The 24683-nt window shown below is 39.1% G+C and carries 16 protein-coding genes; 10 read left to right on the top strand and 6 right to left on the bottom strand.

Annotated features, from left to right (window positions below):
- Together MWU78_RS13185 and MWU78_RS13180 are read right to left on the bottom strand one after the other, a co-directional pair.
- Entirely contained in the window at positions 1–3015 is a 3015-nt protein-coding gene (locus MWU78_RS13185) for a TonB-dependent receptor (protein ID WP_246998464.1), read from the bottom strand.
- 211 nt (positions 3016–3226) lie between these two features.
- Positions 3227–4591, bottom strand: a complete 1365-nt coding sequence (locus MWU78_RS13180; protein ID WP_246998462.1) for a Gfo/Idh/MocA family oxidoreductase — start codon at positions 4589–4591, stop codon at positions 3227–3229.
- Positions 4592–4817: 226 nt separating this feature from the next.
- Between MWU78_RS13180 and MWU78_RS13175 the strand changes: the two genes are divergently transcribed.
- The 7 genes from MWU78_RS13175 to MWU78_RS13145 all read left to right on the top strand — a co-directional run bounded on the left by MWU78_RS13175 (position 4818) and on the right by MWU78_RS13145 (position 16638).
- The gene (locus MWU78_RS13175; protein ID WP_246998460.1) at positions 4818–8906 is read left to right on the top strand and encodes an ATP-binding protein; all 4089 of its coding nucleotides are present in this window, start codon (positions 4818–4820) and stop codon (positions 8904–8906) included.
- Positions 8907–8953: 47 nt separating this feature from the next.
- Positions 8954–10351 carry a DUF3472 domain-containing protein gene (locus MWU78_RS13170; RefSeq protein ID WP_246998458.1) on the top strand — a complete coding sequence of 466 codons (1398 nt, stop codon included), beginning with the start codon at positions 8954–8956 and terminating at the stop codon, positions 10349–10351.
- A gap of 149 nt (positions 10352–10500) precedes the next feature.
- Positions 10501–12057 carry an arylsulfatase gene (locus tag MWU78_RS13165; protein ID WP_246998456.1) on the top strand — a complete coding sequence of 519 codons (1557 nt, stop codon included), beginning with the start codon at positions 10501–10503 and terminating at the stop codon, positions 12055–12057.
- Between the two features lie 82 nt (positions 12058–12139).
- On the top strand, positions 12140–13099 hold the full coding sequence (locus tag MWU78_RS13160; RefSeq protein WP_246998454.1) for a M20/M25/M40 family metallo-hydrolase: 960 nt from the start codon (positions 12140–12142) through the stop codon (positions 13097–13099).
- 45 nt (positions 13100–13144) lie between these two features.
- Positions 13145–14284, top strand: a complete 1140-nt coding sequence (locus MWU78_RS13155; protein WP_246998452.1) for a formylglycine-generating enzyme family protein — start codon at positions 13145–13147, stop codon at positions 14282–14284.
- 171 nt (positions 14285–14455) lie between these two features.
- Entirely contained in the window at positions 14456–15586 is a 1131-nt protein-coding gene (galK, locus tag MWU78_RS13150; protein WP_246998449.1) for a galactokinase, read from the top strand.
- Between the two features lie 5 nt (positions 15587–15591).
- Positions 15592–16638, top strand: coding sequence for a UDP-glucose--hexose-1-phosphate uridylyltransferase (locus tag MWU78_RS13145; protein WP_246998447.1), 1047 nt, complete (start codon positions 15592–15594; stop codon positions 16636–16638).
- 58 nt (positions 16639–16696) lie between these two features.
- On the opposite strand, the gene MWU78_RS13140 is transcribed toward MWU78_RS13145, so the two are convergent.
- From MWU78_RS13140 to MWU78_RS13130, 3 genes are all read right to left on the bottom strand, one after another.
- Positions 16697–16912: a hypothetical protein gene (locus MWU78_RS13140; protein WP_246998445.1), complete on the bottom strand. Its 216-nt coding sequence runs from the start codon at positions 16910–16912 to the stop codon at positions 16697–16699.
- Positions 16913–17104: 192 nt separating this feature from the next.
- Positions 17105–17392, bottom strand: coding sequence for a chaperone modulator CbpM (locus MWU78_RS13135; protein WP_246998443.1), 288 nt, complete (start codon positions 17390–17392; stop codon positions 17105–17107).
- 66 nt (positions 17393–17458) lie between these two features.
- Positions 17459–18352, bottom strand: coding sequence for a J domain-containing protein (locus MWU78_RS13130; RefSeq protein WP_246998441.1), 894 nt, complete (start codon positions 18350–18352; stop codon positions 17459–17461).
- Between the two features lie 336 nt (positions 18353–18688).
- On the opposite strand from MWU78_RS13130, the gene MWU78_RS13125 reads away from it, so the two are divergent.
- Both MWU78_RS13125 and trxB read left to right on the top strand, forming a co-directional pair.
- Entirely contained in the window at positions 18689–19537 is an 849-nt protein-coding gene (locus MWU78_RS13125) for a universal stress protein (protein WP_246998439.1), read from the top strand.
- Between the two features lie 195 nt (positions 19538–19732).
- Positions 19733–20695: a thioredoxin-disulfide reductase gene (trxB, locus tag MWU78_RS13120; RefSeq protein ID WP_246998437.1), complete on the top strand. Its 963-nt coding sequence runs from the start codon at positions 19733–19735 to the stop codon at positions 20693–20695.
- Between the two features lie 176 nt (positions 20696–20871).
- Here trxB and MWU78_RS13115 read toward each other — a convergent pair whose 3' ends face one another.
- On the bottom strand, positions 20872–21318 hold the full coding sequence (locus tag MWU78_RS13115) for a hypothetical protein (protein WP_246998435.1): 447 nt from the start codon (positions 21316–21318) through the stop codon (positions 20872–20874).
- 234 nt (positions 21319–21552) lie between these two features.
- On the opposite strand from MWU78_RS13115, the gene MWU78_RS13110 reads away from it, so the two are divergent.
- Entirely contained in the window at positions 21553–24675 is a 3123-nt protein-coding gene (locus MWU78_RS13110) for a SusC/RagA family TonB-linked outer membrane protein (RefSeq protein ID WP_246998433.1), read from the top strand.
- The last annotated feature ends 8 nt before the right edge of the window (positions 24676–24683 follow it).

Here is a 24683-nt window from a genome sequence, read left to right as displayed (position 1 = left end):
TTAGAATTTCAAGTTAAGTCCAAGCATAAATTTACGGGTAGCTGGGTACACACCAGGTCCTGTTGATCCTAGAATGGCTCCGTTATCTTCATTAATAGGAATTTCAGGGTCTACACCGGAATAATCAGTGATAACGAACAGGTTTTCCCCGGTTAAGGAAATACGTAAATTATCGATATTGTACTGGCTTAGGTCAAGATTGTAACCCAACGTAAGCGAACGCATCTTTAAAAAATCACTTTTTTCTAGAAAACGCGTAGAAGTAGAATTTCCCTTATCTTGGTTGTTGTACCTTGCAATTGGGTGTGTGGCAATATCTCCTGGTTGCTCCCAACGGTTCCACTCTGGTCTTAATTTCATTTGGTTACGGTCCGTATAAGTTCCGTCCGCATCGTACTCTTGTCGGGAATAGTTGTAGATTTTACCTCCGATGGAGTATCCGAATACTGCTCCAAGGTCAAATTGCTTGTAGGATATCGCCGTTGAAAAACCTCCAAAGACATCAGGAGACACCTTTCCGGTCTTTTCAAATGTAGCTTCCGAGTAGTTTGAAGTGGTGGTTCTGGACAATTCGTTTCCGTCGTCGTCCCTTTCCACTATGTACCACAAAGGTAATCCATTATCAGGATTTACGCCGGCCCATTCCTTAAGGTAATAGGTGTCTACCGGACGGCCAGGCTCCAACATACGTTGAGCTGATCCTGCAATTCCAAGACCATCGCTTATGATGATCGGTCTTACCACATAATCTCCGCTGGCATCCTTTGTCTTGTAAAGCTTTGTCAACTTGTTAACATTATGCCCTAAGTTCACATCTAGGCTCCAGGTAAGGGTCTCATTGCGGATAATGTCGCCACCAATGGCAAGCTCAATTCCTGTGTTCTCCATTTCACCTATGTTCTGCCAGATACTAGTAACACCTGTTAAACCGGTAACCGGAACCTGGTACAATATATTATCCGTATTTTTTTCGTAATAATCAAAGGTAATCCTAGCGCGGTTATTAAGAAGTCTGGCATCTAGCCCTACACCACTAGTATATGTTTTTTCCCAAGTAAGATCTTTGTTTCCTATTTGACTAATCAAGGCACCTGGATTTTCATTGTACCCTGCACTTGTAGAAACTGCATAAAGATCGTATTGCGGATAAAGAGCGCTAGGACGGTTTCCTACGGAACCATATGCTAGACGAAGTTTAAGTGCATCTACCCATTCGGCTTTAAACCAATCTTCCCGGTCTATATTCCATCCTCCACTTACGGAGAAGAAATTACCATACTTGGCATTATCACCAAAATTGGATGCACCATCTCTACGGAAGGAGACCTGGGCCATATATTTATTATCGAACGAATAATTTACATTAGAAAGAACAGACTGTACCGCCCACTCATTAATGGCTCCTTTTGTACGTTCCGGTTTGGCAACAACATCCAAAACTTCAAAACCAGGAATAAATCCGGTACCGTATACATCTAAAGTTTCACTGCGGTAATCGTTGTATTCATAGGCCAACAAACCGTTTAGGTCGTGCTTGTCCCAATTTTTGTTGAATCTTAAAATCTGGTTGGTATACTGGCGTGTATACTCAGATCGGTAGTCCGTTATACGCCCGCCTACGCTCTCACCTCCGTTGGAACGAGGGTCGGTATATCCGTTTGCTTTGTAACTATTGTATCGGATGTTGTTGACAGAAGAAAAGGTCAACCAGTCGGTCAATTCGATGTCGAAATCGAGATTTCCCATAAATTCATAGTTCTTATTGGAAGAATGATTCCACTGAAGGTCGTATAGGTAATTCGTGCTGGCACTATTTACCCAATCGCTACTACGGTGGCCCACTAGGTTGCCTTCTCCGTCGTATGGGCTATCCCAAGGTAGGTTAGAGTACATTGCGGTTGTAGAATACTGTCTGTCTTCTACGTCCCGTAGTGAGCCTACTAATGCAGGCTTAACGGTTAACCATTCAAAGGGCTTATATTCAGTTTTGAAACGAAAATTGTAACGGGTGTAATCATACCCTTTTATAGCACCTTCTTCATTATATACTCCTACGGACATAAAGGACCGCAGTGTTTCGCTACCCCCTTGAATAGAAACATTATAATTACGGGTAAACCCACTCTTGGTTGCAACATCCCACCAGTCAAAATTGCTATTGCGTAAATCGGGGTTCCAACGTGGAAACGATATTTGATCGGCATTGGCATAGGCGGCATAAGTGTCGTACAACTCAGCTCCATTCATCATTTCGGTATTACCGTTATTGAGCTGGTTGAAACCTATTTTAGAAGAAAACTCTACAGTGGTTTTTCCAATTTTAGCCCTCTTTGTCGTTACCACAATAACGCCATTAGCCCCTTGAGATCCGTAAATGGATGTTGATGCGGCATCTTTTAGGATGGTCATGGATTCGATATCGTCCGGGTTTAAATCACCGGCGCCTGATCCAACTATAACCCCGTCAATAACCCAAAGTGGGCTGGTAGTTCCACTTAGTGTAGCCTGTCCGCGAATAACAACACCACCTCTTGAACCGGGCTTTCCTGATCCAGGTGCCACAAAAACCCCAGGAGCTTTTCCATTTAACATGTTTTCAACCGAAGGTGTAGTAATGTCCCTCAGTTCATCTCCTTTAACGGTCTGTAAAGCGCCTGTTAAACTCTCCCTTTTCTGGGTGCTGTACCCTACAACCACAACTTCATTCAATTGTGCGGCATCTTCTTGTAGGTTCACATCTATAGTTGTTTGATTGCCTACTGTAACTTCTTGAGTTAAGAAACCAAGATAGCTAAATACCAAGACGCTTCCGTTGGCAGCATTAATGGAATAATTACCATCAAAATCTGTTGCAACGCCATTAGAGGTGTTTTTCTCGACAATATTTACTCCTGGAATCGGTACACCGGTATTTCCGTCGGTAACAATACCCGTAATATTTAGTTCCTGTGCTTGAACCGTGTAGGAGAAGGTTAGTGCAAGTAGGAACAATCCTTTCGTAAGTAGTTTTTTCATTGATCTAGTTTAAATTAATAATCGGATGTAGTTAAAATTTGAAAAATTAAAGTTGTGTTAAAATTGTTTGAATGTTTCTGCTCATAAATGTTTTGTTCTGTTTTTGAGGTATTGCTGGTTGATTTACCCATTCCATTTGCATGAAATGGGTTTTGAAAAACTACTAAACCAAACAACTCAAAAAATTATTAAAAGCCTTAAAAGGAAAAAATTAATAGGTATCCTTAATCCAGTTATAAGGTTTTCTCTTGATCCAATTTCCTCTCGTAAAATCAGGGAAATCCTGTGGCTCCCCATTATTTTCTATAGATAGTTCCGAAAGCGGTGTTACTGCACTCCAGGCTGCTGCATCATAAGCGTCCATTGGAGGAGCAATGTTTTCCTTGGCCGATTCTACAAAGGCATTCATCACAAAGAAGTCTATCCCTCCATGTCCAGCTTCTGTGGCACTGTCACCAAATTTTTTCCATAGGGGATGGTCGTATTTTTCCAACCAGGTATCCATATTTTCCCAACCATGTCCTTCTGTAGTTCCTTCAATATGGATTCTTTGTGTGTGGTAGTCAAAGTCCGTAAGGCCTTGTGCGCCCTGAACTTTAAATCCTAAGGAATAGGGATGTGGGTTATTTACATTATGGGTAACTATGATGGTTTCCCCATTTGAAGTTTCAATGGTGGAGGTAATGATATCTCCCTGCTTAAATTTTAATTTAGCATTCGGATGGTCTTCCCCGCCAGTTTCCACAATATATTTGTGCAAGCCAACACCTTTGGTTGCATGTGAGGTAAGGGTAAGCATTCTATTTCCCCGGTTTACGTCGGCCATAACTGCAATTGGCCCCAAGCCATGGGTAGGATACACATCGGCGTTTCTCAGCAACGAATGTTGTGTACGCCATGCGGATTCTGAAATTCCCTTCTCCCCAAATTCTGCACCTTTTCCATAAGCAGTTTTTCCGTCATTGAATTTTACCCCTCTTAAATCATGCTGATATCCACATCTAAAATGCAACAATTCCCCAAAAACATTCTGTTTTACCATATTTAATACGGCAAGCACATCACGTCTATAGTTTACATTTTCCAATAGCATTAGATGCGAACCAGTTTCTTCATGAGTGTTGACCAAGTCCCAACATTCCTCTAAAGTATTGGCAGCTGATACTTCCAGTCCTGTGTACTTTCCTGCCTTCATTGAGTCTACGGCCATCTTGGTATGCCAGAGCCAAGGAGTGGCTATGACCACAGCATCGATTTCTGCCAAAGCCAACAGGTTTTTGTAATCCTGATCGTTCTTTCCGAAAGCGATGGCCTTCTTTTGACCTGCTTTTACGATATGGTCCTGTGCAATATCAATACGATTTTGGTCAATGTCGCAAATAGCTTTTACGACCACATCACTTCTTTGTAGTAGGTTGTTCAAGTGATTTGTTCCCCTGAGTCCAACGCCTATTACGCCAACCCTCAACTTTTGGATCTTTTTGGAATTAATACTTCCTATAGTAAGGTTTGGCATCATGGCAAGGCCAGCCCCACTGATAGCTGTTTTCTTTATGAAATTTCTTCTTTGGTTCATAATTCACTAAATAATGATACTTGTTATTAATGTTCCGCAAATATTAAGATTGTGTTAATTAATTTGGTGTTTATTTTTGGCGTTCTAGGGGTAAATTTTCGGATTATTTCGATATTTGAAGTTTTTTTACACCTTTTTGCAAAAAACACCTCCTTTACGTTGACACTAATTATGGGTACTTTTGTTTCAGACAGAATAAGGAAGGATTAATAGAATTTAAAGCGCCTTGAGCAAGAAATTAAATAAGAATAAAATATACGCCCTATTTGTACTGGGGCTGTTTTGTGGGGCCTATTTATCCGGACAGAATTCTGCCAATTTTATCCACCTTCCAAGTAAACTGGGCAATCATAATATTAAGGTTAGCCACGCTGTGCAGGATAGCCTAGGTTTTGTTTGGTTGGCCCACGCAGAAGGAATATCCAAATACGATGGTTACAATTTTGATTTCACGCCCAAAAGTTCGATTTTTCTGGAGGATACAACCACGGATGAAGTAAGACAAATATTTAGGGATGCGAAAGGAGTAATTTGGGCCTTGTCCATGAACGGGCAAATCTCCTATTTGGAAAAGAATGGAACGTTTTTGTCCATAGACAATTCCGTAAAGGGTTTCCAGAAAAAGCACAAGGTCAATATCGTAAATGAGGATAACGGTATTATTTGGTTGGCTACGGATAATGGTTCCATATATGCCTATGACCACGGTAAGGGAATTGTAGATAGTATAACCACTGTTCCTGTGAATGCTTCAGGAATTAAAGAAGTTAATTCCTTGGTCTTTAGAAAATCCGATCAACTTATAGTAAGTACCTTGAAGGGACCTATTTATATTTATTATTTGGGAACCAAACGTCTGGAGAAATTGGAGGTGCCCTATGACTATACCTTGGCCGATAACAATCTACTACTGCTAGATAAAAAAAATAGACTATGGATCGGTTCCTCTTATGTGGGGCATGGAATAATGGTTTATGATTTTGACAAAGAATCCTTTGTTCAAGACGAGATCATAAATCAACGGTGGCGTAGTCAGTTAAATGAATTGTTTACGGCAATGTACTGCGATGTAAATGGTTTTATTTGGTTGGGAACGGATGGGAATGGCCTGTATAGGCTGGATACTGAGTCTGGGGAATTAAAGATATATAAACACAATCATCTTAATGGGTTTTCCCTGAGTACCAATACTGTCATAGGAATTAATGAAGACCTAAAGAATAATTTATGGGTACTTACCAATTATGGAGATATAAACATACTTCGCAATAAGAATAATCAGATAAATTATCACTCCGGTGCAGTTCAAGGAAGCCCTGCTAGGGTTTTGTCTTCCTATAGGGCACAGGATGGAACACTTTGGATAGGGACTGACGGAGACGGAATTACCAAGGTTGTGGCAAACGGAAAGGAAGAGCAATTTTTTAACAATTCGGCCCAGACCAAAGGTTTTTATATCCACTCTATTAATGAGGATAATAGTGGCAATATATGGATTGGGACCTATAAAAACGGACTGTGGGTTTATAATGCCCAAAGAAATTCGTTCTCCAAGCTGCCTTTGAGCAATTCCAAAAATAACATGGTATTGGACGTTCGTTTTATTTTTAAGGACTCCAAACGTAGATTATGGGTAACGACCGACATGGGAATTTATTTATTTACGGATAGAAACAAATTGTTGGCACGCTTCGAAAATGGTACATCCGGATTGGTCGGGTCCATTTCCCAGTCTGTTGTGGAAGACTCCTCCGGGACGGTCTGGCTTGCGTACAATGGAGGGGGATTATTTAGGTTCAACGAAGATGGGAGTGATATTGCCAAATCCAATTTTACCCGGTTTAATCATGTCACCGACAACCTCATTACCAATAGGAATTATTATATCTGGTCCATGGCCGCTAGCAATGCAGATGCAATATGGTTGGTGTTGGTAAGTGGCGAGTTAATTAGATTTAATGTTGAGGATCAAAAAGTTGAAAAAATAAAGATAAACGGGACTTATGATAACACCAATTTTAAGTCTGTAATATTGGAAAACCAGGATAATTTATGGTTGGGTTCAACTAATGGAATCTGGCATTTAAATGTGAGGGATTCCATATCGAGGGTATTTCAAAAAATAGATGGACTTCAAGATAATTCCTTTATGCAGCGAAGCGCCCATTTGGGTTGGGATGGCAATATTTATTTTGGTGGTTTAAATGGCGTAAGCTACTTTAAGCCTAATCAAATTAAAAAAGAAGAAACAGTAGCTAAATTATTTATTGAAGATATCGATATCCTAAATCAACCCGCCATAAACGTCATTCCCGAACAAGTTGAAGAGGGGGTGGAGAAGTTGGAGGTGTTGAAATTGGATCATAACCAATCGTCATTTTCCTTTCGCTTTTTGGCGATAGACAATGTGCTGTTTTCCAACTATAACTATGCTTACAGACTTAAAGGATTCAATGATAATTGGATTGATTCCGAAAAGGAACGTTTGGCAACTTATACGAACATACCTCCCGGGAATTACGTTTTTCAAGTGAAGGCCAGTACAGGGAATGGGGAATGGGACATAAAAGAAAAATCGGTTGCTATTAGTATTCTACGTCCATTTTGGAGATCAAGTATAGCCCAGATAATCTATTTATTTTTGTTTATAGGATTGCTCTATGGGATGGTCATCTGGTTCAGACTTAGGAACAGGGTAATTGCAGATGAACTGGAACACAAACATGAAAAGGAGCTGTATGCCTTAAAAATGGATTTCTTTGCCAAGATGTCCCATGAAATACAAACACCTTTGACGTTAATTTTAATACCCTTGGAAAACATGTTGCAACGTGCTGTTACAAGTGGTAATGTACTGCTGCAACAACGACTTAAGTTAATATCGAACAATGCCAACAGGTTATCAAGAATTGTCTTTGAACTCACCTCTTTACGGGACAAGGAATTGGAGAAACTTGTATTAAGGGTGACAGAACACAATTTAGTTGCCGATCTAACGGAAATAACCAGTTCCTTTGAGGAGCAAGCTGTATTCAAGGGCATTATTTATAAATGTAGTTATCCCAGTGATGAATTGAAAATGTGGTACGATAAGGATAAAATGGAACATATTTTCTTTAATCTTCTATCCAATGCCTTCAAATTTACACCTAAAGGGGGATCTATTACATTGGATGTTATTGTGGAGGATTGGGAAAGAAACGTAAAAATATCCGTTACCGATTCAGGACCGGGTATCCCAAATGAAGAGCTAGAAAATATTTTCCAATTGTTCTATCAGGCAGATACAGGGAAGCAAAAAATAGGGACGGGCATAGGGCTGGCCCTAACCAAGGAATTGGTGGATTTACACCATGGCAAAATCGATGTAAAGTCGGACCCGGTTAAGGGAACCTGTTTTAGTGTTAGCTTTCCTATTGACAAAAATAGGGCTGATAATTTACAAAATGAGGTAACCCTGGAAGAGGCGATTAGGGAAGTTGAGGAGATTGAATATGAATTGAAGGAGGAAATTATAGGTACAGCTACAGCTAAATTGGCGAAGACCATTTTAGTGGTCGAGGACAATTATGAACTACAAATATCATTGAAAGATATATTTGCCGACTACTATAATGTTCTATTGGCGGAAAATGGGGAAGAGGGCTATGCCCTGGCCTTGGAACATAACCCCGATTTAATAATAAGTGATGTTATGATGCCGAAATTGGACGGTATAGAAATGAGCAAAATGCTTCAAAGAAACGAGCTTACCACTCATATCCCCATTATTTTACTTACCGCCAAAAAAACATCGAAAAACAAAATAGTGGGGTTACGCACAGGCGCCCTAGAATATATTAGTAAACCATTTAATATAAACGAGCTCGTCTTAAAGGTAAATAATATAATCACCCGTAGCGATCGGATTATTTTGAAATACAAGAACGATTTAATAACTACACCAAAGAACGGGTCAAGCAGGTCTCAAGATGAAGTTTTTCTAGAAAAGTTGGTTGGTCTGGTTGAGAATCAGATGAGTAACCCTGATTTTAAGCTGGAGGATTTGTCGAGCAAATTAAACATGAGTTATTCCGCGATTTACAGAAAATTTCAAGCCTTGACGGGCAAGAAAATTGTCGATTTTGTAAGGACAATGCGATTAAAAAAAGCGGCTATTTTGATCTCCGATTGTAATTATTCCGTGTCCGAGGCAGCATTTTTGGTAGGCTTCAACGACCCTAAGTATTTTTCAAAATGTTTTAAAAAGGAGTTTGGTAAAAATCCTGGAAAGTTAAAGGGTAAGGCAGATGGTATTGGATTATCGGATTTATAGTTAATGGATTTAGGGGTATAAAAAGTATAATGACCATAATATTTATAATGAGAGAAAAAAAGAATAATGGGGCTAAGGTTTCAAATAGATCAACCAAGATTGCTGCATCAAGCTTTATCGGATATAAAAACAGTATTGGAATTACCTTACTACTATACGTTTTTTCTTGTACTACCTTGTCCAAACAAGATGTTCATGAAGAAAATAATAAGGGAAAATTAAATTTCACCGAATCAATAAATCCTGCTGGTAATAGTTGGACAGTGAATTATGTTGAGGATAATCAAGAGCTTATTTCCGATAAGGGGATACGCAATTGGAATGATGGGAATACTATTATTAGAACCTATTTTAAGACAGACCAAATCGGTTCATTGAATGTTGGACTTAAGCTTAAAGTGTCCACCAATAGCTCTAAACTCAAGGTTTCCTTGGACGGAACCACCAAGGAGATCCAAGTTTCCAACCAGGATTTTGAAACAGTGGAGGTAGGCATGTTTAAGCTTACCACACCTGGTTATCACTATGTGGAACTACAAGGCATGGAAAAATCGGCAAATAATTTTGCGGATGTCAATGAGGTGCTTATAGGGGGTCAGGCTGCCAATGGTAAGCTTACTTATGTAAAGGAAGATTTTTATTGGGGCAGAAGGGGGCCATCTGTGCATTTAAGCTATACCACTCCCGAAAACACGGACATTCTGTGGTTTTATAATGAAATAACGGTACTCGAAAATGAAGACGTCATAGGGTCCTATTATATGGCCAATGGCTTTGGTGAAGGTTATTTTGGAATGCAAGTAAATTCAGAAACAGAAAGAAGAATCTTGTTTTCGGTTTGGAGTCCATTTGAAACCCAAGACCCTAAAAGTATCCCGGATGATTATAAGATAATTATGTTAGGAAAGGGAGAAGGAGTAACTACGGGCGAATTTGGGAATGAAGGTTCAGGTGGACAAAGTTATAAAGTGTTCAATTGGAAGGCCGGAAACACTTATAAATTTTTATTGAAAGGGGAGCCATCAGTAAATAATTCTACTGATTATACCGCATATTTCTATGATGTGGAATCTGAAAAATGGAATTTAATAGCCAGTTTTAGAAGACCGCATACGTCTACCTATTTAAAAAAACCACATTCCTTTTTAGAGAACTTTAGGACAGAAGTGGGCCATATTTCCAGAATGGGGGAATATACTAACCAATGGATAATGGACACCAAAGGGCAGTGGCACGAACTTACCAAGGCTAAATTCACGGCAGACGCAACTGCTAGGAAGGGGTCAAGGGTAGATTATGCCGGTGGGGCCATTGGAAACAAATTTTTTATGAAGAATTGCGGCTTTTTTAATGAAAAAACTAATATGGATACTTTCCATGAAAGGACTGCCAACGGAGTACCTCCTGTGATAGATTTTTCATTACTGGAGAAACCAATACAATAGATATTTGATAATTTGGAAATGTGTTAATTTGAAATATTTCTATAGTGACCGGTTAAAAATATCTAAGAAGTTGGTTGTCCAGAGTAGAATTGATTAGATAGAAGCAAGAAGCAAGAAGCAAGAAGCAAGAAACCAGAAATAAACCAAGAATGAAAAAAATAAGCTATTTATTCCTAATTCCATTTGCCTTATTAAGCTGTAAGAATGAAGGTGAAAAAGATGTTGTTATAATTCCAGCATCAAGACCAAATATCATCTACATTTTAGCCGATGATCTGGGGTACGCGGAATTGGGTGCCTATGGACAGGAAAAAATAGAGACCCCAAATATTGATGCCTTGGCCAAAGAGGGTATGTTGTTTACCCAACATTATACCAGTGCCCCGGTGTGTGCTCCTGCACGTTATATGTTGCTTACAGGGACACATTCTGGTCATGCCTATATTCGCGGCAATGAAGAATGGGGAGAACGTGGTGAGGTATGGAACTACAAAGCAATGGCCAAGGATTCGGTTTTGGAAGGACAACGACCTATGCCCGATAGCACCATTACCATTGCTAAAAAGTTGAAAGGAGCGGGATATAACACGGCCATATTTGGTAAATGGGGACTTGGAGCACCCCATACACAATCCATTCCTACAAAAATGGGCTTCGATTATTTTTTTGGATATAATTGCCAGCGACAGGCGCACACCTATTATCCCTTGCATTTGTACAAAAATGAAAATAGGGTACACTTAGATAACGATACCATTGCACCTAATACTAAATTGGCCAAAGGGGCAGAGATAAACGACCCGGAGAGTTATGCTCCCTTTACCTTGAACGATTATGCGCCCGATCTTATGTTCGAGGAGCTAAAAGGGTTTGTAGATAGGAACAAGGAAAATCCATTTTTTATTTATTGGGCTACGCCAATTCCACATGCGGCAATCCAAGCTCCCCAAAAATGGGTGGACTATTACAAGAATAAATTTGGGAATGAAGAACCCTATTTGGGCGAAAGGGGCTATTTCCCGCATCAAAATCCCCATGCCGGTTACGCTGCCATGGTTTCTTATTTGGATGAAAATGTAGGTAAACTAGTAGCGAAGTTAAAGGAAGACGGGCTATACGAGAACACCTTGATCATTTTTACTTCGGATAATGGCCCCACTTTTAATGGAGGTTCGGACTCACCATGGTTTGATAGTGCCAAACCTTTTAGGAGCGAGCAGGGTCGAGCTAAGGGATTTGTTTACGAAGGTGGAATTCGGGTGCCCATGATAGCTTCATGGCCCGGGCAAATAAAGCCTGGAACTACCACCGATCTTATTTCTGTACACTATGATGTTATGGCTACGCTGGCTGATGTGGCAGGTTATGAAAAACCAAGCTATACGGATGGACTTAGTTTTCTACCTACCTTGCTTTCTAAGGAGGATCAACAGGAGCACGATTTCCTATATTGGGAGTTTCCAGAATATGGTGGGCAATTAGCTATTAGAATGGGCGATTGGAAAGTGGTGAAATCCCATCTGAAGGATAATAAAAATGAGCCAAAACTGGAACTGTTTAATCTTAAGACTGATTTAAAAGAAACTACCAATGTTGCGGATCAATATCCCGAAATACTGGAAAGGGCTGCCAAAATATTGGAAAGTCAGCATACGGAACCCACTATAGAAAAGTTTAGGCTTCCGGTCCTTAGTGAGGGCCTTTAATAGCTTATTACTAAATTTCGCTGGTGAGATAATTATTTGTTTTTATCATTTTAAACCATTTTAGGTGCCTTAATTATATTGGATGAGATTATATTTTAATTTATTTAGCTGCTTTTTGCTTATAAACCTCTTATCTGCTCAAGAGGAAATAACGGTACAGGAACTTCAAGAACATATTAGCTATTTAACTTCCGATAAGAATTCGGGTCGATATCCGGGAGGAAAGGCCAATAAAAGGATTGTAAACTATATTAAAAGGGATTTTAAGAAATCCAATATTCCTTCCTATTTGAAATCCTATAAACAACCTTTTATGGCCCAATTAAGGGTTAAGAAAGGGCTGATGCCCAAAGAGGAAGTTAAAACTTGGAATGTTTTAGGTGTTATTGAGGGAAATGACCCCATTTTAAAAAACGAATATATCGTACTTGGTGCCCATTACGACCATTTAGGTCTGGGTGGTGGCCCCTCCTCAAAATCCGAAAGGATTGGAATCCATCATGGTGCAGATGACAATGCAAGTGGTACTTCGGCACTATTGGAAATAGGGGAGATGCTAATGGCCCACAAAACCGAGTTAAAAAGAAGTGTTTTGTTGGTGGCTTTTGGGGCCGAGGAACAAGGGCTTTTAGGCAGTAAATATTTTGTGGACAATCCTGTTGTTCCATTATCACAGATTAAATTAATGATCAATATGGATATGGTTGGCAGGTTAAACGAATCCAAACAGGTTTATATGGGAGGAGCGGGAACCTTTCCTGGGGGAGTGGAACTGATGAAAGAATTGGGACAGCCTTTGGGGCTAACACCTATAGTCCATGCTGGATCCGTGGGAGGATCAGATCATGTCTCTTTCTATAAAAAGAATATTTCAGTTCTAGGGATACATACAGGAGGTCATCCACAATATCACACCCCGGAAGATACCGTAGATCTTATTAATTTCGAAGGTCAGAAGCTAGTCTGCGACTATATCTTCAATGCGATTATGAAAGTGGCTTCAACAACTTATGAAATGAAATTTATTCCACAAGGGGAATAGAATGATTTTCGTTCTTTACATTTGTAGAATCATAAATGAATTAGAATGCAATATTATAAGTTATTAAGTGCCTTTCTTTTGGCGGGATTGTTGATTCAGTGTAAGGAGGAAAAAAAGTCATCCGGCGAAAAAGAAGTTAATTCCCCCATATCGGAGGTCGTGGAATCCAAAATTGATACTACCCCCATTTTGGTAGAAAAACCGGAAAATATAAAGACTCCGGAAGGAATGGTGTGGATTCCTGGTGGGGAGTTTACACAGGGTGCCGTACCCCAAGATAAAATGGCCATGGATCACGAAAAGCCGGCCCACAAGGTAAAGGTCGATGGGTTTTTTATGGATATTACAGAGGTAACCAATGCACAATTCGCAAAATTCGTAAAGGAAACGGGATATATTACTATTGCCGAGCGGGCCATAGATTGGGAGGAAATGAAAACCCAAGTTCCTGAAGGAACCCCTAAACCTCACGATTCCATTTTACAACCTGGCTCATTGACGTTTAAGAAGACCAAGAATTCGGTTCCCAACCTTTATGACTTTTCCCAATGGTGGAACTGGACCATTGGAGCTAACTGGAAGCAACCTAATGGCCCAGGAAGTTCTATTAAGGGCAAAGATAACGACCCCGTAGTGCAGGTGGCCTATGAAGATGCCTTGGCATATTGCCAATGGGCAGGTAGAAGATTGCCCACAGAGGCAGAATGGGAAAGAGCGGCAAGGGGCAATAAGCCGGAAAGTATCTATTTTTGGGGAGATGACGATGCTGTTTTGTCGCAAATGGCTAATACATGGGAAGGGGAATTTCCTGTGAATAATAGTAAAGCGGACGGCTTTGAACAACGCGCAAGGGTAAAATCGTACCCTCCAAACGATTTTGGATTGTATGATATGGCCGGTAATGTTTGGGAATGGACCAGTGATTGGTATAATACCAATTATTATAATGAAGTAAGTGCAATGAACGGTGCTGTTGTTAATCCTCAAGGGGCAACCAATCCTTATAATCCAAATATGCCCTATGCAAGGGAGAAAGTAATGAGAGGTGGTTCTTTTCTTTGCAATGCCTCTTATTGCGCCAGTTATAGGTTATCCTCTAGAATGGCTTCCAGTTTGGATTCCTCATTGGAACATCTAGGGTTTAGGACGGTAGCAACGGTATCTATGCTTAAAGAGGATAATTAGTACTTATTCTACCTTTTATTATATGATCCTCCAGGTTTTGTCCTGGGGGATTTTTTTTGGCGTATTTTTTCCAGTTTTGCCATGAAAGGTATAGGCTTTATTAGATAAATGTAAATTTTACGTTTATAAGGAATTTTTGCTATATTTGTGGTCTTAATAACATTATATTTTATGTCTTTTTCAGAAAAATTTATCCCAGAGCTTGTTATTGAATCCCCAGGAAGGATCAATTTGATAGGGGAGCATACGGACTATAACCTTGGCTATGTATTGCCTACGGCCATTGAAAAAAAAATAACCTTTAAATTCAAAAAGAACAATTCCAAAGCGGAGTGCAATCTTTATAGTTTGGGATACAATACTGGTTTTACCCTGTCCTTGGATAAAATAGCGAAAAGTAATGTGGAATGGGAGAATTATATTCTTGGTGTTTTAAACGAGATATTATTAAGGACAGATAGATTAAGGGGTTTTGACTGTACCATTGAAAGTAAATTACCGATGGGTTCCGGTCTAAGTTCTTCTGCGGCATTGGAATGTGGACTTGCATATGGTCTTAATGAACTGTTTGATCTTGGTCTTTCCAAAATGGACATTGTGCTGCTTTCGCAAAAAGCGGAACATACCTTTGTTGGAACCCAATGTGGTATTATGGATCAATTTGCCTCCGTAATGAGCGAAAAAGGGCATGTGATTTTGCTGGATTGCCAGTCTTTGGAACATCAACAAATTCCGATCCAAATAGATCCATATAAAATGATAATGTTGAATACAAAAGTGTCGCATAACTTGGCTTCCAGTGAGTATAATACAAGGAAGCGGGAATGTGAGGAAGGAGTAGCTATCATCAAGGGAAAATATCCGGAAGTAATGTCATTAAGGGATGTTACGGCTACCATGATTCAGGAATTTCAGGAGACAATGGACGCAACACTTTTTAAAAGATGTAGTTTTATTGTAAGTGAAAATGATAGGGTGTTGAAAACGGCAAAAGCTTTAAAGGCCAATGATTTAAACCTCTTTGGCACCTTACTTTACGAGGCACACGAAGGAATAAGCAAATTATATGAAGTGAGCTGTCCGGAGTCTGATTTTTTGGTTGATTTTTCCAAGCAATACGATGCCGTCTTGGGAGCTAGACAAACAGGGGGTGGATTTGGAGGCTGTACCTTAAATATAGTACATGAGGACAAGGTAGATGATTTTGTGGAAGCGGCCACCAAGGCATACAAAGCAGCTTTCAATATAGAATTGGATGCATTTGAAGTAAAACCAAGTGAAGGAACCTACATACAAAATTAATCGTAATGGCAAATAATTTTAATAACAATCCACATAGAAGGTTAAATATCCTAACGGGAGAATGGATTTTGGTCTCTCCGCATAGAACCAAAAGGCCCTGGCAGGGAAAGACTGAAAAAAGTGCTAATACTGATCTGCCTATTTACGACCCTTCCTGTTACCTCTGTCCGACCAATGAAAGGATGGGAGGGGAGTTTAATCCCAGTTACGATAAGCCTTATTCTTTTGTCAACGATTTTTCGGCCCTACTACGGGATGTTAAGGAAGAGACATACGAAAATGGTCTGCTTTATGCTGAAGCTGAATCCGGTATTTGCAAGGTCGTTTGTTTTTCCCCAAACCATGCTCTTACATTACCATTAATGTCCGTATATGATATTACAGCAGTAATTTCACTTTGGCAAAAAGAATATATAGAATTGGGGAGTATTGAAGCCATAAATTACGTTCAGATTTTCGAAAATAAGGGTGGTATAATGGGGTGTAGTAACCCCCATCCACACGGGCAAATTTGGGCCCAAAACAAAATACCGCAAGAGGTACAAAAGAAAATCGGCAATCTAAAAGATTATTGGGAAAAGAACAATAGAAGTATTTTGGAGGATTATATTGAACAGGAATTGAAGTTGGATGAACGTATTATTGTTGAAAATGAACATTTTGTCGCGCTGATTCCCTATTGGGCAGTATGGCCGTATGAGACTATGATCCTTCCCAAACGGAAATTGGCACATATTGGTTTGCTTTCAGAAAGCGAAAAGCGTTCCTACGCTGAAATCCTAAAACAACTTACGATTAAATACGATAATATATTCAACACCTCTTTTCCATATTCCGCAGGTATTCATCAGGCGCCAACAGATGGTAAGGACCATCCGGAATGGCATTTTCATATGTCGTTTTATCCGCCTTTACTACGATCGGCGACTATAAAAAAGTTTATGGTAGGATATGAGATGTTTGCTAATCCACAGCGGGATATTACCGCCGAACAAGCAGCGGATACCATGAAATCGTTATCCAATACACATTACAGTCTGTTGGAAGTATAGATTTGCGGATTATACCTTTTAATATAGAACAGCCTCATCGCCTTTAGGATCGATGGACTTAAAGTACGGGAGTATTTTGAAATGAAAAACCTACTCGACCAAGTTCTTTTTTGACCTTGTCCAACACAAAGGGGTTGTTATAGACCAGGGAAATGGTTTTATTAATAATATCAATGTCCAAAATTCTTAATTCCAAAATCCGACTTAAGTTTCTTGTTATTACCGTTTTATTTTCTTCAGAAATCAGTTGTTCTACTTTGATCAATGTTGTCATGGAATCTAGTTTTTGGATTATTGAAATCAAAATTAGACTTCCAACACTTCACGTAAAATGATTTAAATCAGTTGCGGTAATTTTTTTCAATTCTATGTTTTGAGTTCTAATTGATCGTTATTTTAAATGGAATTTTTAGGCTTTAAAGGGATGCTATTATATTGATTCAGGAATGCATACTTAATGATGGGATTATTCATAGAGGTCCAGTCTGTTTTTGAGATGGGTAATTTCATCCTGCATTTTTTCAATTTTATTGAGAAGTTGGGTAATAACGGCTATACCTTCCAAATTGATGTCGAGGTCGGAATAGAGCCTAATTATTTTTTCAGCTTTTGGCAATTGCTGAATAGGGAGGTAAGGTACATTTTCTTTCACAACAAGCTCAACCAGTCCAAATTCATAAAGCTCCATTACAAAATGGGTTTCAATATTGTGACTTAAACAGAAGTCGGTAATTAAGATATATTCCTTTTCCATGCGATTAAAATTGGGGATAGGGAATGCATAATGCCTAGGCGCGAGTTTCTCTATCGGTATACATTATTATTTTCTTAGCTCCGCCAGTTCCTTAAATAGATTTTTCTCCTTTTGCGTTAAATTGGTTGGCGTAACCAGGTTATAAGTAATATATAGATTCCCGTAAACATCATTTTTTTTATACACTGGGAAGCCTTTTCCTTTTAATTTTATTTTGGTGCCGTTTTGTGTTTCTGGTTTAACATTTAGTTTTACCTGTCCGTCAAAAGTATTCACCATTATTTCACCTCCCAATAGGGCGGTATATAAATCTAGGTCTACAGAAGTATACAGATCGTTACCGTCCCTTTTAAAGGGTGTATCGTTTATGATTCCAAAGGTGATATACAGGTCGCCGTTTGGACCTCCCTGATGACCAGGTCCCCCATGTCCGGTAATCTTTATGGTTTGCCCATTTTCAATCCCTGCGGGGACTGTAATCCTGATGTTTTTACCGTTTATATTGAGGGTCTGCTTGTGGGTCCTAAAAACATCCCTAATATGTAATTTTAATTCCGCATTTAAATCCTGCCCTCGAAAACGCGCCCGTCCCCTTCCGGAAAAATTACTGGAACCACCAAACATAGATTCGAAAAAATCAGAGAAATCATGTTCACCATAACTTTGTGAAGAAGTTCTCCTGCCTCTACTGTAGCCGGAGCCCTGTGATGATCGTGCCTTTTCAAATTCTTCTGCATGTTGCCAATCCTTTCCGTACTTATCATATTTTTTACGTTTTTCAGGGTCGCTCAAAACTTCGTTGGCTTCATTAATTTCCTTAAATTTCTTTTCTGCCTCCTTATCGTTTGGATTAACATCTGGATGGTGTTTTCGGGCCAATTTACGGTACGCCTTTTTTATGTCGCTTTGGCTGGCACTTTTGTCCAAACCCAATATTTTGTAATAGTCTATAAAATTCACCTGTCCGTTATTTATGCTTTACACTTTAGTGTTTGTACTACCGATCATATTAAAAGCATGTGCAATTAAATGCTTTCTTCTCCAATTTTGGAAATTCCAATTGGACTAGTTGCATATGGCAAAATTATTCAAAACGTTCGTTGATTCAACTGATGAAAATCATATCTCGTTCCATATTATTCCTTAAATTTAATAGAAACTTACATAAATGCTCAATTGGACAGTGCCTTGATTAAGATAATCATTGATTCATTCCTAAGCAGATTTTAAGAATGTATGATATATAGGTTAATAACCTATGTCTCAAATCACTTTTTATGAACCAAAAATATACAGATGAAAAACATATTAATACCCACAGATTTTTCGGATAATGCCTACGGGGCAATTTCCTATGCGGTGCGTTTGCTTAAAAGTGAGGATTGCACTTTTTATCTGCTACATACCTATACCCCGGCTATATATCAGTCTGAGTATTTATTACATAGTCCCGGACAATTGGGATTGGGAGATATCTACCGGACCGATTCTGAAAAGAGATTGGAAGAGTTAAAATCGAAAATCGTTACCGATTATAATAACCCCAAACATAATTTTATAACCTATAGTGCTTTCAGTGTATTAATGGAGGCCATTGATGAACTTGTGGAAAGCAAGAAAATAGATCTTATAATTATGGGGACCCAAGGAGCTACGGGTGCAAAGGAAATATTTTTGGGCAGTAGTACCGTTCACACCATTAAAAGGGCTAAATGTCCAGTATTGGCCATCCCTTTTAATTATAATTTTGAAATTCCAAAAAAGATCCTATTTCCGACGGACTACGAAATTGATTATAGTTTAGCTTTACTCAAGGAAGTATTGTTTATTTCCGCCATCCATAGATCTACAATAGATATTATGCATGTCTGTACCAGTTATGAACTTAACGATAAAGAGATAAGGAACAAGAGTAAATTGGCTGATTTACTATCGGGAACTAAACATAAGTTTCATGAACTGCCAGATCAAGGAATCATTGAGGCAATCAATAGTATTCAATTGGAGCAGCATTCCCAACTGTTGGTAATGGTAAAGAATAAGCATAGTTTTCTCGAAAATCTCTTCTTAAAACCGGTTATAAACCAAATTGGTTTCCATACAAGTATACCTTTCTTAGTTTTGCCTTATCAATTATTGGGATAGGTTGGTGGGGAACTACAAAGTAGTCCCATTCAGTAAATAATCCAGTTTTACAACAAAAACCGAACATTAAGGTATACGGTGTAACAGTCCATAGCTTTAGCCACTTCTTTTATAATAACTTTTTATAACTTTTGATGTAAGTTTTTTATTGAAAATCCTACTTTTGCTTTTTAATAAGTAATGAAGATTTTGATTATGGCAGAAAAAGTAGAACGTTTAAAAACGTTGATTATTGGTTCGGGGCCTGCAGGCTATACTGCGGCAATATATGCCTCTAGGGCAGATTTAAAACCAGTTTTGTATACAGGAATGGAACCTGGAGGACAATTGACCACTACAACGGAGGTTGATAACTTTCCCGGTTATCCAGACGGGGTAGACGGACCCACAATGATGATGCAATTACAGAAACAAGCTGAGAGATTCGGTACAGAGGTGCGCATTGGGATGGCAACAGCTGTGGATTTTAGCGATGAAGTTGGTGGCATTCATAAGGTTACCATAGACGATAATAAGATTATTGAAGCGGAAACAGTAATTATTTCCACAGGGGCTACGGCCAAGTATTTAGGTATCCCTAGTGAGCAAAAATTGCGTGGAGGTGGAGTATCTGCATGTGCCGTATGTGATGGATTCTTTTACAAAGGACAGGATGTCGCTATTGTTGGGGCAGGGGATACGGCTGCAGAAGAGGCGTCTTATTTGGCTAATATTTGCAGGAAGGTTACTATGCTGGTAAGAAGAGATGAAATGCGTGCTTCAAAAGCTATGCAACATAGGGTTAACAGCTTGGACAATATTGAAATTCGTTACAATACCGAAGTGGATACCGTTTTGGGCGATCAAGTAGTAGAGGGATTAAGAATGGTCAACAATGTTACCGGAGAAAAAGAGGATATAGCCATTACAGGATTGTTCATTGCCATTGGTCACAAACCGAATACGGATATTTTTAAAGGACAATTGGAAATGGATGAAACAGGGTACATTATTACCCAAGGTAAATCTACCAAAACAAGTAAGCCCGGAGTTTTTGCCAGTGGCGATGTTCAGGATAAAGAGTATAGACAGGCGGTAACAGCCGCTGGAACGGGTTGTATGGCAGCCTTGGATGCGGAAAGATATTTGGCCACCATAGAAACCCATCAAGAAGCTTAGTCTGAAATCAATTATTATAGGGTATTGATCAACACCCACCTTCAAATTAGTTGAGGGGAAACAAAAACAATCTGTATATGGAATTATTATCCACGTACAGATTGTTTTTTATTTGGTACCATAAGTACCGAGTATTTAAGTTCCTTTATTGAAATAGTTGGTTGTAAACTAAAATATTAATTTAGACGCTTATAGTTCTCGGAATTTATTCGGTTCCCATCCGCATCAATAAAGATTTGGCTGTATTTGTCACCTTCCAATTTTAGTTCCATATGCCATTCCATATTTTCATTGGCAACTTTTCGCATAGATGACGACATAAATTCCAATTTTTCTGTCAAGGTACTATCTGTTGCCACATATGAGCCGTACCCAAACCATTCAATGGAGTCTGTAGGAACATATCGCGTCCACATTACCTTTCCATTATAATACATTTTTATTTGGCGGTAACCTTCTGTAGGCGGTATGGTTTTAACCACATCATTACCATCGTAATTATTAAAACTTACTAATTCCCAGGTACCTTCAATGGTATTGGGGTTTTGAATTTTTGTAGATGCAATTTCGGTGGCAGACACCAAGAATAGCATCAAGAAAACTATTCCAAGAATTTTTTTCATGATTATATTATTTATGAGTTTAGATACTAATAAGTTACAACTTTTTTGGATTATTAACATATTAATCAATGGTTATGTTAAAAAAGAATTAAATAAAAGAGGTTTTGCGTCTTAATTCTGTGACAAATACTCTTTTTATTAGGCTATTTTTATAAAACTCACATTTCTATGGTCCAATGTTTGATTTTTATGATTTATTTAAGATTTTAGCGTAGATTAATTAAAAAAACTAATATGATACAAAAACTTTTATTGTTGTGTTTGTTCATGCTCACATGGCATGGCTTTACACAAAATGTTACCGGTAACGTTAAAGATGAAAGTGGGGCACCACTTCCAGGCGTTACCGTTTTAATTGTAGGAACCAATACAGGAACCACGACAGACTTTGATGGTAACTTTATTATTTCTGCCAACCAAGGCGACACAGTACGCTTCTCGTATTTGGGCATGAAATCTCAGGATGTTACTGTTAGGTCAAATGCCGAATTAAGTGTCGTTTTATTGGAAGATGCCAGTGCTTTGGACGAAGTAGTTGTCACTGCCTTTGGTGTTGAGAAAAAGCAAAAATCTCTGGGCTATTCAGTGACCCAGGTTAACACTGAAGACTTAAACCTGGCAGGGCAATCGAACCCTATGGAGAGTTTGCAGGGTAGGGTAGCTGGGGTTCAAATCAACAGAACTTCTGGATCGTCTGGCGGCGGAGTCGATATCTTAATAAGGGGTATAACTTCAGTAAATCCCAGTAGAAGCAATCAACCATTAATTGTTGTTGATGGAATTGCCTTGAACAACGATACCTTTTCCGGTGAAGTTAGACCTAGTGCGGGTTCCAATTCGCCGAATAGTTCCGAACAATTTGCCTTTTCCAATAGGGCAGGTGACATTAACCCTGAGGATATTGAAAGTTTCAACGTACTTAAAGGAGCCGCGGCTACCGCTTTGTATGGTGTAAGGGCTTCTAACGGGGCAATAATTATTACAACAAAAAAAGGAAAACAAGGTAAGGCCAAAATAACATTGACGGCTTCAACAACCTTTAGGGAAATACAAACAACACCTTCCTTGCAAACTACCTATAGGGAAGGATTTAGTGGAGCTCCTAGGACACTTTACGATCCAGACTCCGAAACTGGTTTCAATAGGGTACAAAATACTACCTCTTTCTATAGCTGGGGACCTAAATACTCTGATGATTCTTATACCTTGTCCAACGGCACAGTAGTGGATTTGACAGGGGATCGTTTTTACAGTCCCTACGATATTTTTAGGACCGGATTCAATTCCCAAGTAAACCTAAGTATTAGTGGAGCCAATGAAAAATTGGATTATTTCTTTTCCATGGGAAAAGACAAAGAAGATGGTGTTCTTCCTAACACGGATTACGGCAAGAATAATTTTAGGTTAAAAGCAGGATATAAGATTTCTGATCATTTGACATTGAATTCCTCTATTTCCTATACTAAGTCTGGCGGGCGTAGGGCCAATGGAGGGGATAAATCCGTTATGAGTGCTCTTTCCTATTACTCGGGGACCTTTCCAATAAATGACTATCAGAATGCCGATGGTACAGAAAGGGATTATTCTTTTGGGATAATTGATAACCCTAGGTATTTAATGGAAACAAGTAGTTTAATCGATAACGTGAACAGATGGATAGGTAATGCCACATTAAATTGGAAGCCTAAAGATTGGGTAAATGTTACTTACGCTGCCCAAATAGATAATTATTCGGATCAGCGTAACAGATATGTGGGGCCGGATTTAGACGGAGGGGCACAAGTTGGTGGTTTTGTATTAAATCAAAATATCAATTTTACCGGATTGGAATCGAACCTTTTGGTTGCCTTTACTAAAGCTTGGTCGGACGATTTTACCACAGATCTTACCGTGGGCCATCAGATTTCTGATTCAAAAAGGGATTATGCCCAGGCTAGGGGTGAAGGATTGAACGTACCAGGAATCAATGAAATTGGAAATACTATTAATTATTTTGTGGATAACAGTATTACACAATTGCGCAATGTAGGTGCATTTGGCGAGCTGAAATTAGGATATAGGGATAAATTATTCTTGACCGTGACGGGTAGAAACGACTGGTTGTCCACATTACCCAAAGAAAATCGTTCGTTCTTTTATCCATCTGCAAGTTTGGCATATGATGTCTCCGATGTATTTGGCGATAATGATGTCTTTACTTTTGGTAAACTTAGGGCATCTTGGGCCGAGGTAGGTAAAGGTCCCGGATTTGGTGATGTTGGCCAATATTTTGTTGTTGATGGGGATTTTCCTTTTGGTGGTGCCGGAGGATATAGACGAAGTACTTTATTGGGAGATTTGGCTATAGTTCCGGAACGTAATCAATCTACGGAATTTGGTGCCGACCTTAGGTTTATGAAAGATAGGATTAGATTTGATTATGCCTATTATAAGACTCGAGTAAAGGATCAAATATTTACTGTTGGAACCGCTTATTCTTCAGGACTCTCTGGAATTACAAGGAATGCAGGCGATTATGAGGTTTTCGGACACGAACTATTGGTTAGTGCCGATATCATTAGAAGTAATGACTTTAGGTGGGAGTTGATTTTAAATTGGTCTACCAGCGAAGGAAAAGTATTGGAAATCCCTGAGGATATTGAATCTATAATTTTTGCGGATTCAGGATTTGCTGGAATAACTTCGGAAATCAGAGCTGGAGATAAAATGGGGAATCTTTACGGATATAAATGGAGATATGAAGATGGTCAGCGGTATTTGGATGCCGATGGTTTTCCGGAAATTGTAACTGATGAAAGGGTAAAGGTAGGTAATGCCTTTCCAGACTTTATATCGTCCTTGGGCAGTAATTTCAAATGGAAGGGCATTGGGTTTAATTTCTTGGTGGAATATAAGGAAGGTGGAGATCTGTATGATTCCGGGCTCAGGAATTCTATTAGAAATGGTAATCCCTTGAGTACTTTGGTCAGGGATGAAGAAGTGGTGTTGTCAGGAGTAATGGATAACGGAAGCGGCGGATTCACAACCAATACTACACCAGCTTTAATTGATCAAGATTACTATAGAAATTCTAACGTCTACAATAGGGCTTCCGAAATATTGGTTCAGGATGCTTCCTGGGTTAAACTTCGTAATGTGAGTGTAAGCTATGATTTGGACAGTAAATTCATAAGGGATTTGAATATGGAGAAAGTAAGCCTTTCCGCTAGTGCCGGGAATATACTCCTATGGACTCCGTTTGACGGCTATGACCCTGAAGGGAACCAGTATAGTGCTGGTAGCAATGTTTACGGCTTTACAGGACTTAGTGTACCTGTGAGCCAAAGCTACTCTTTGGGTCTAAATATTTCATTCTAAATATGATA

The sequence above is a fragment of the Arenibacter sp. F26102 genome (assembly GCF_023015865.1).
Taxonomy (GTDB): Bacteria; Bacteroidota; Bacteroidia; order Flavobacteriales; family Flavobacteriaceae; genus Arenibacter.
This window is presented reverse-complemented; position numbering and strand designations above follow the sequence as displayed.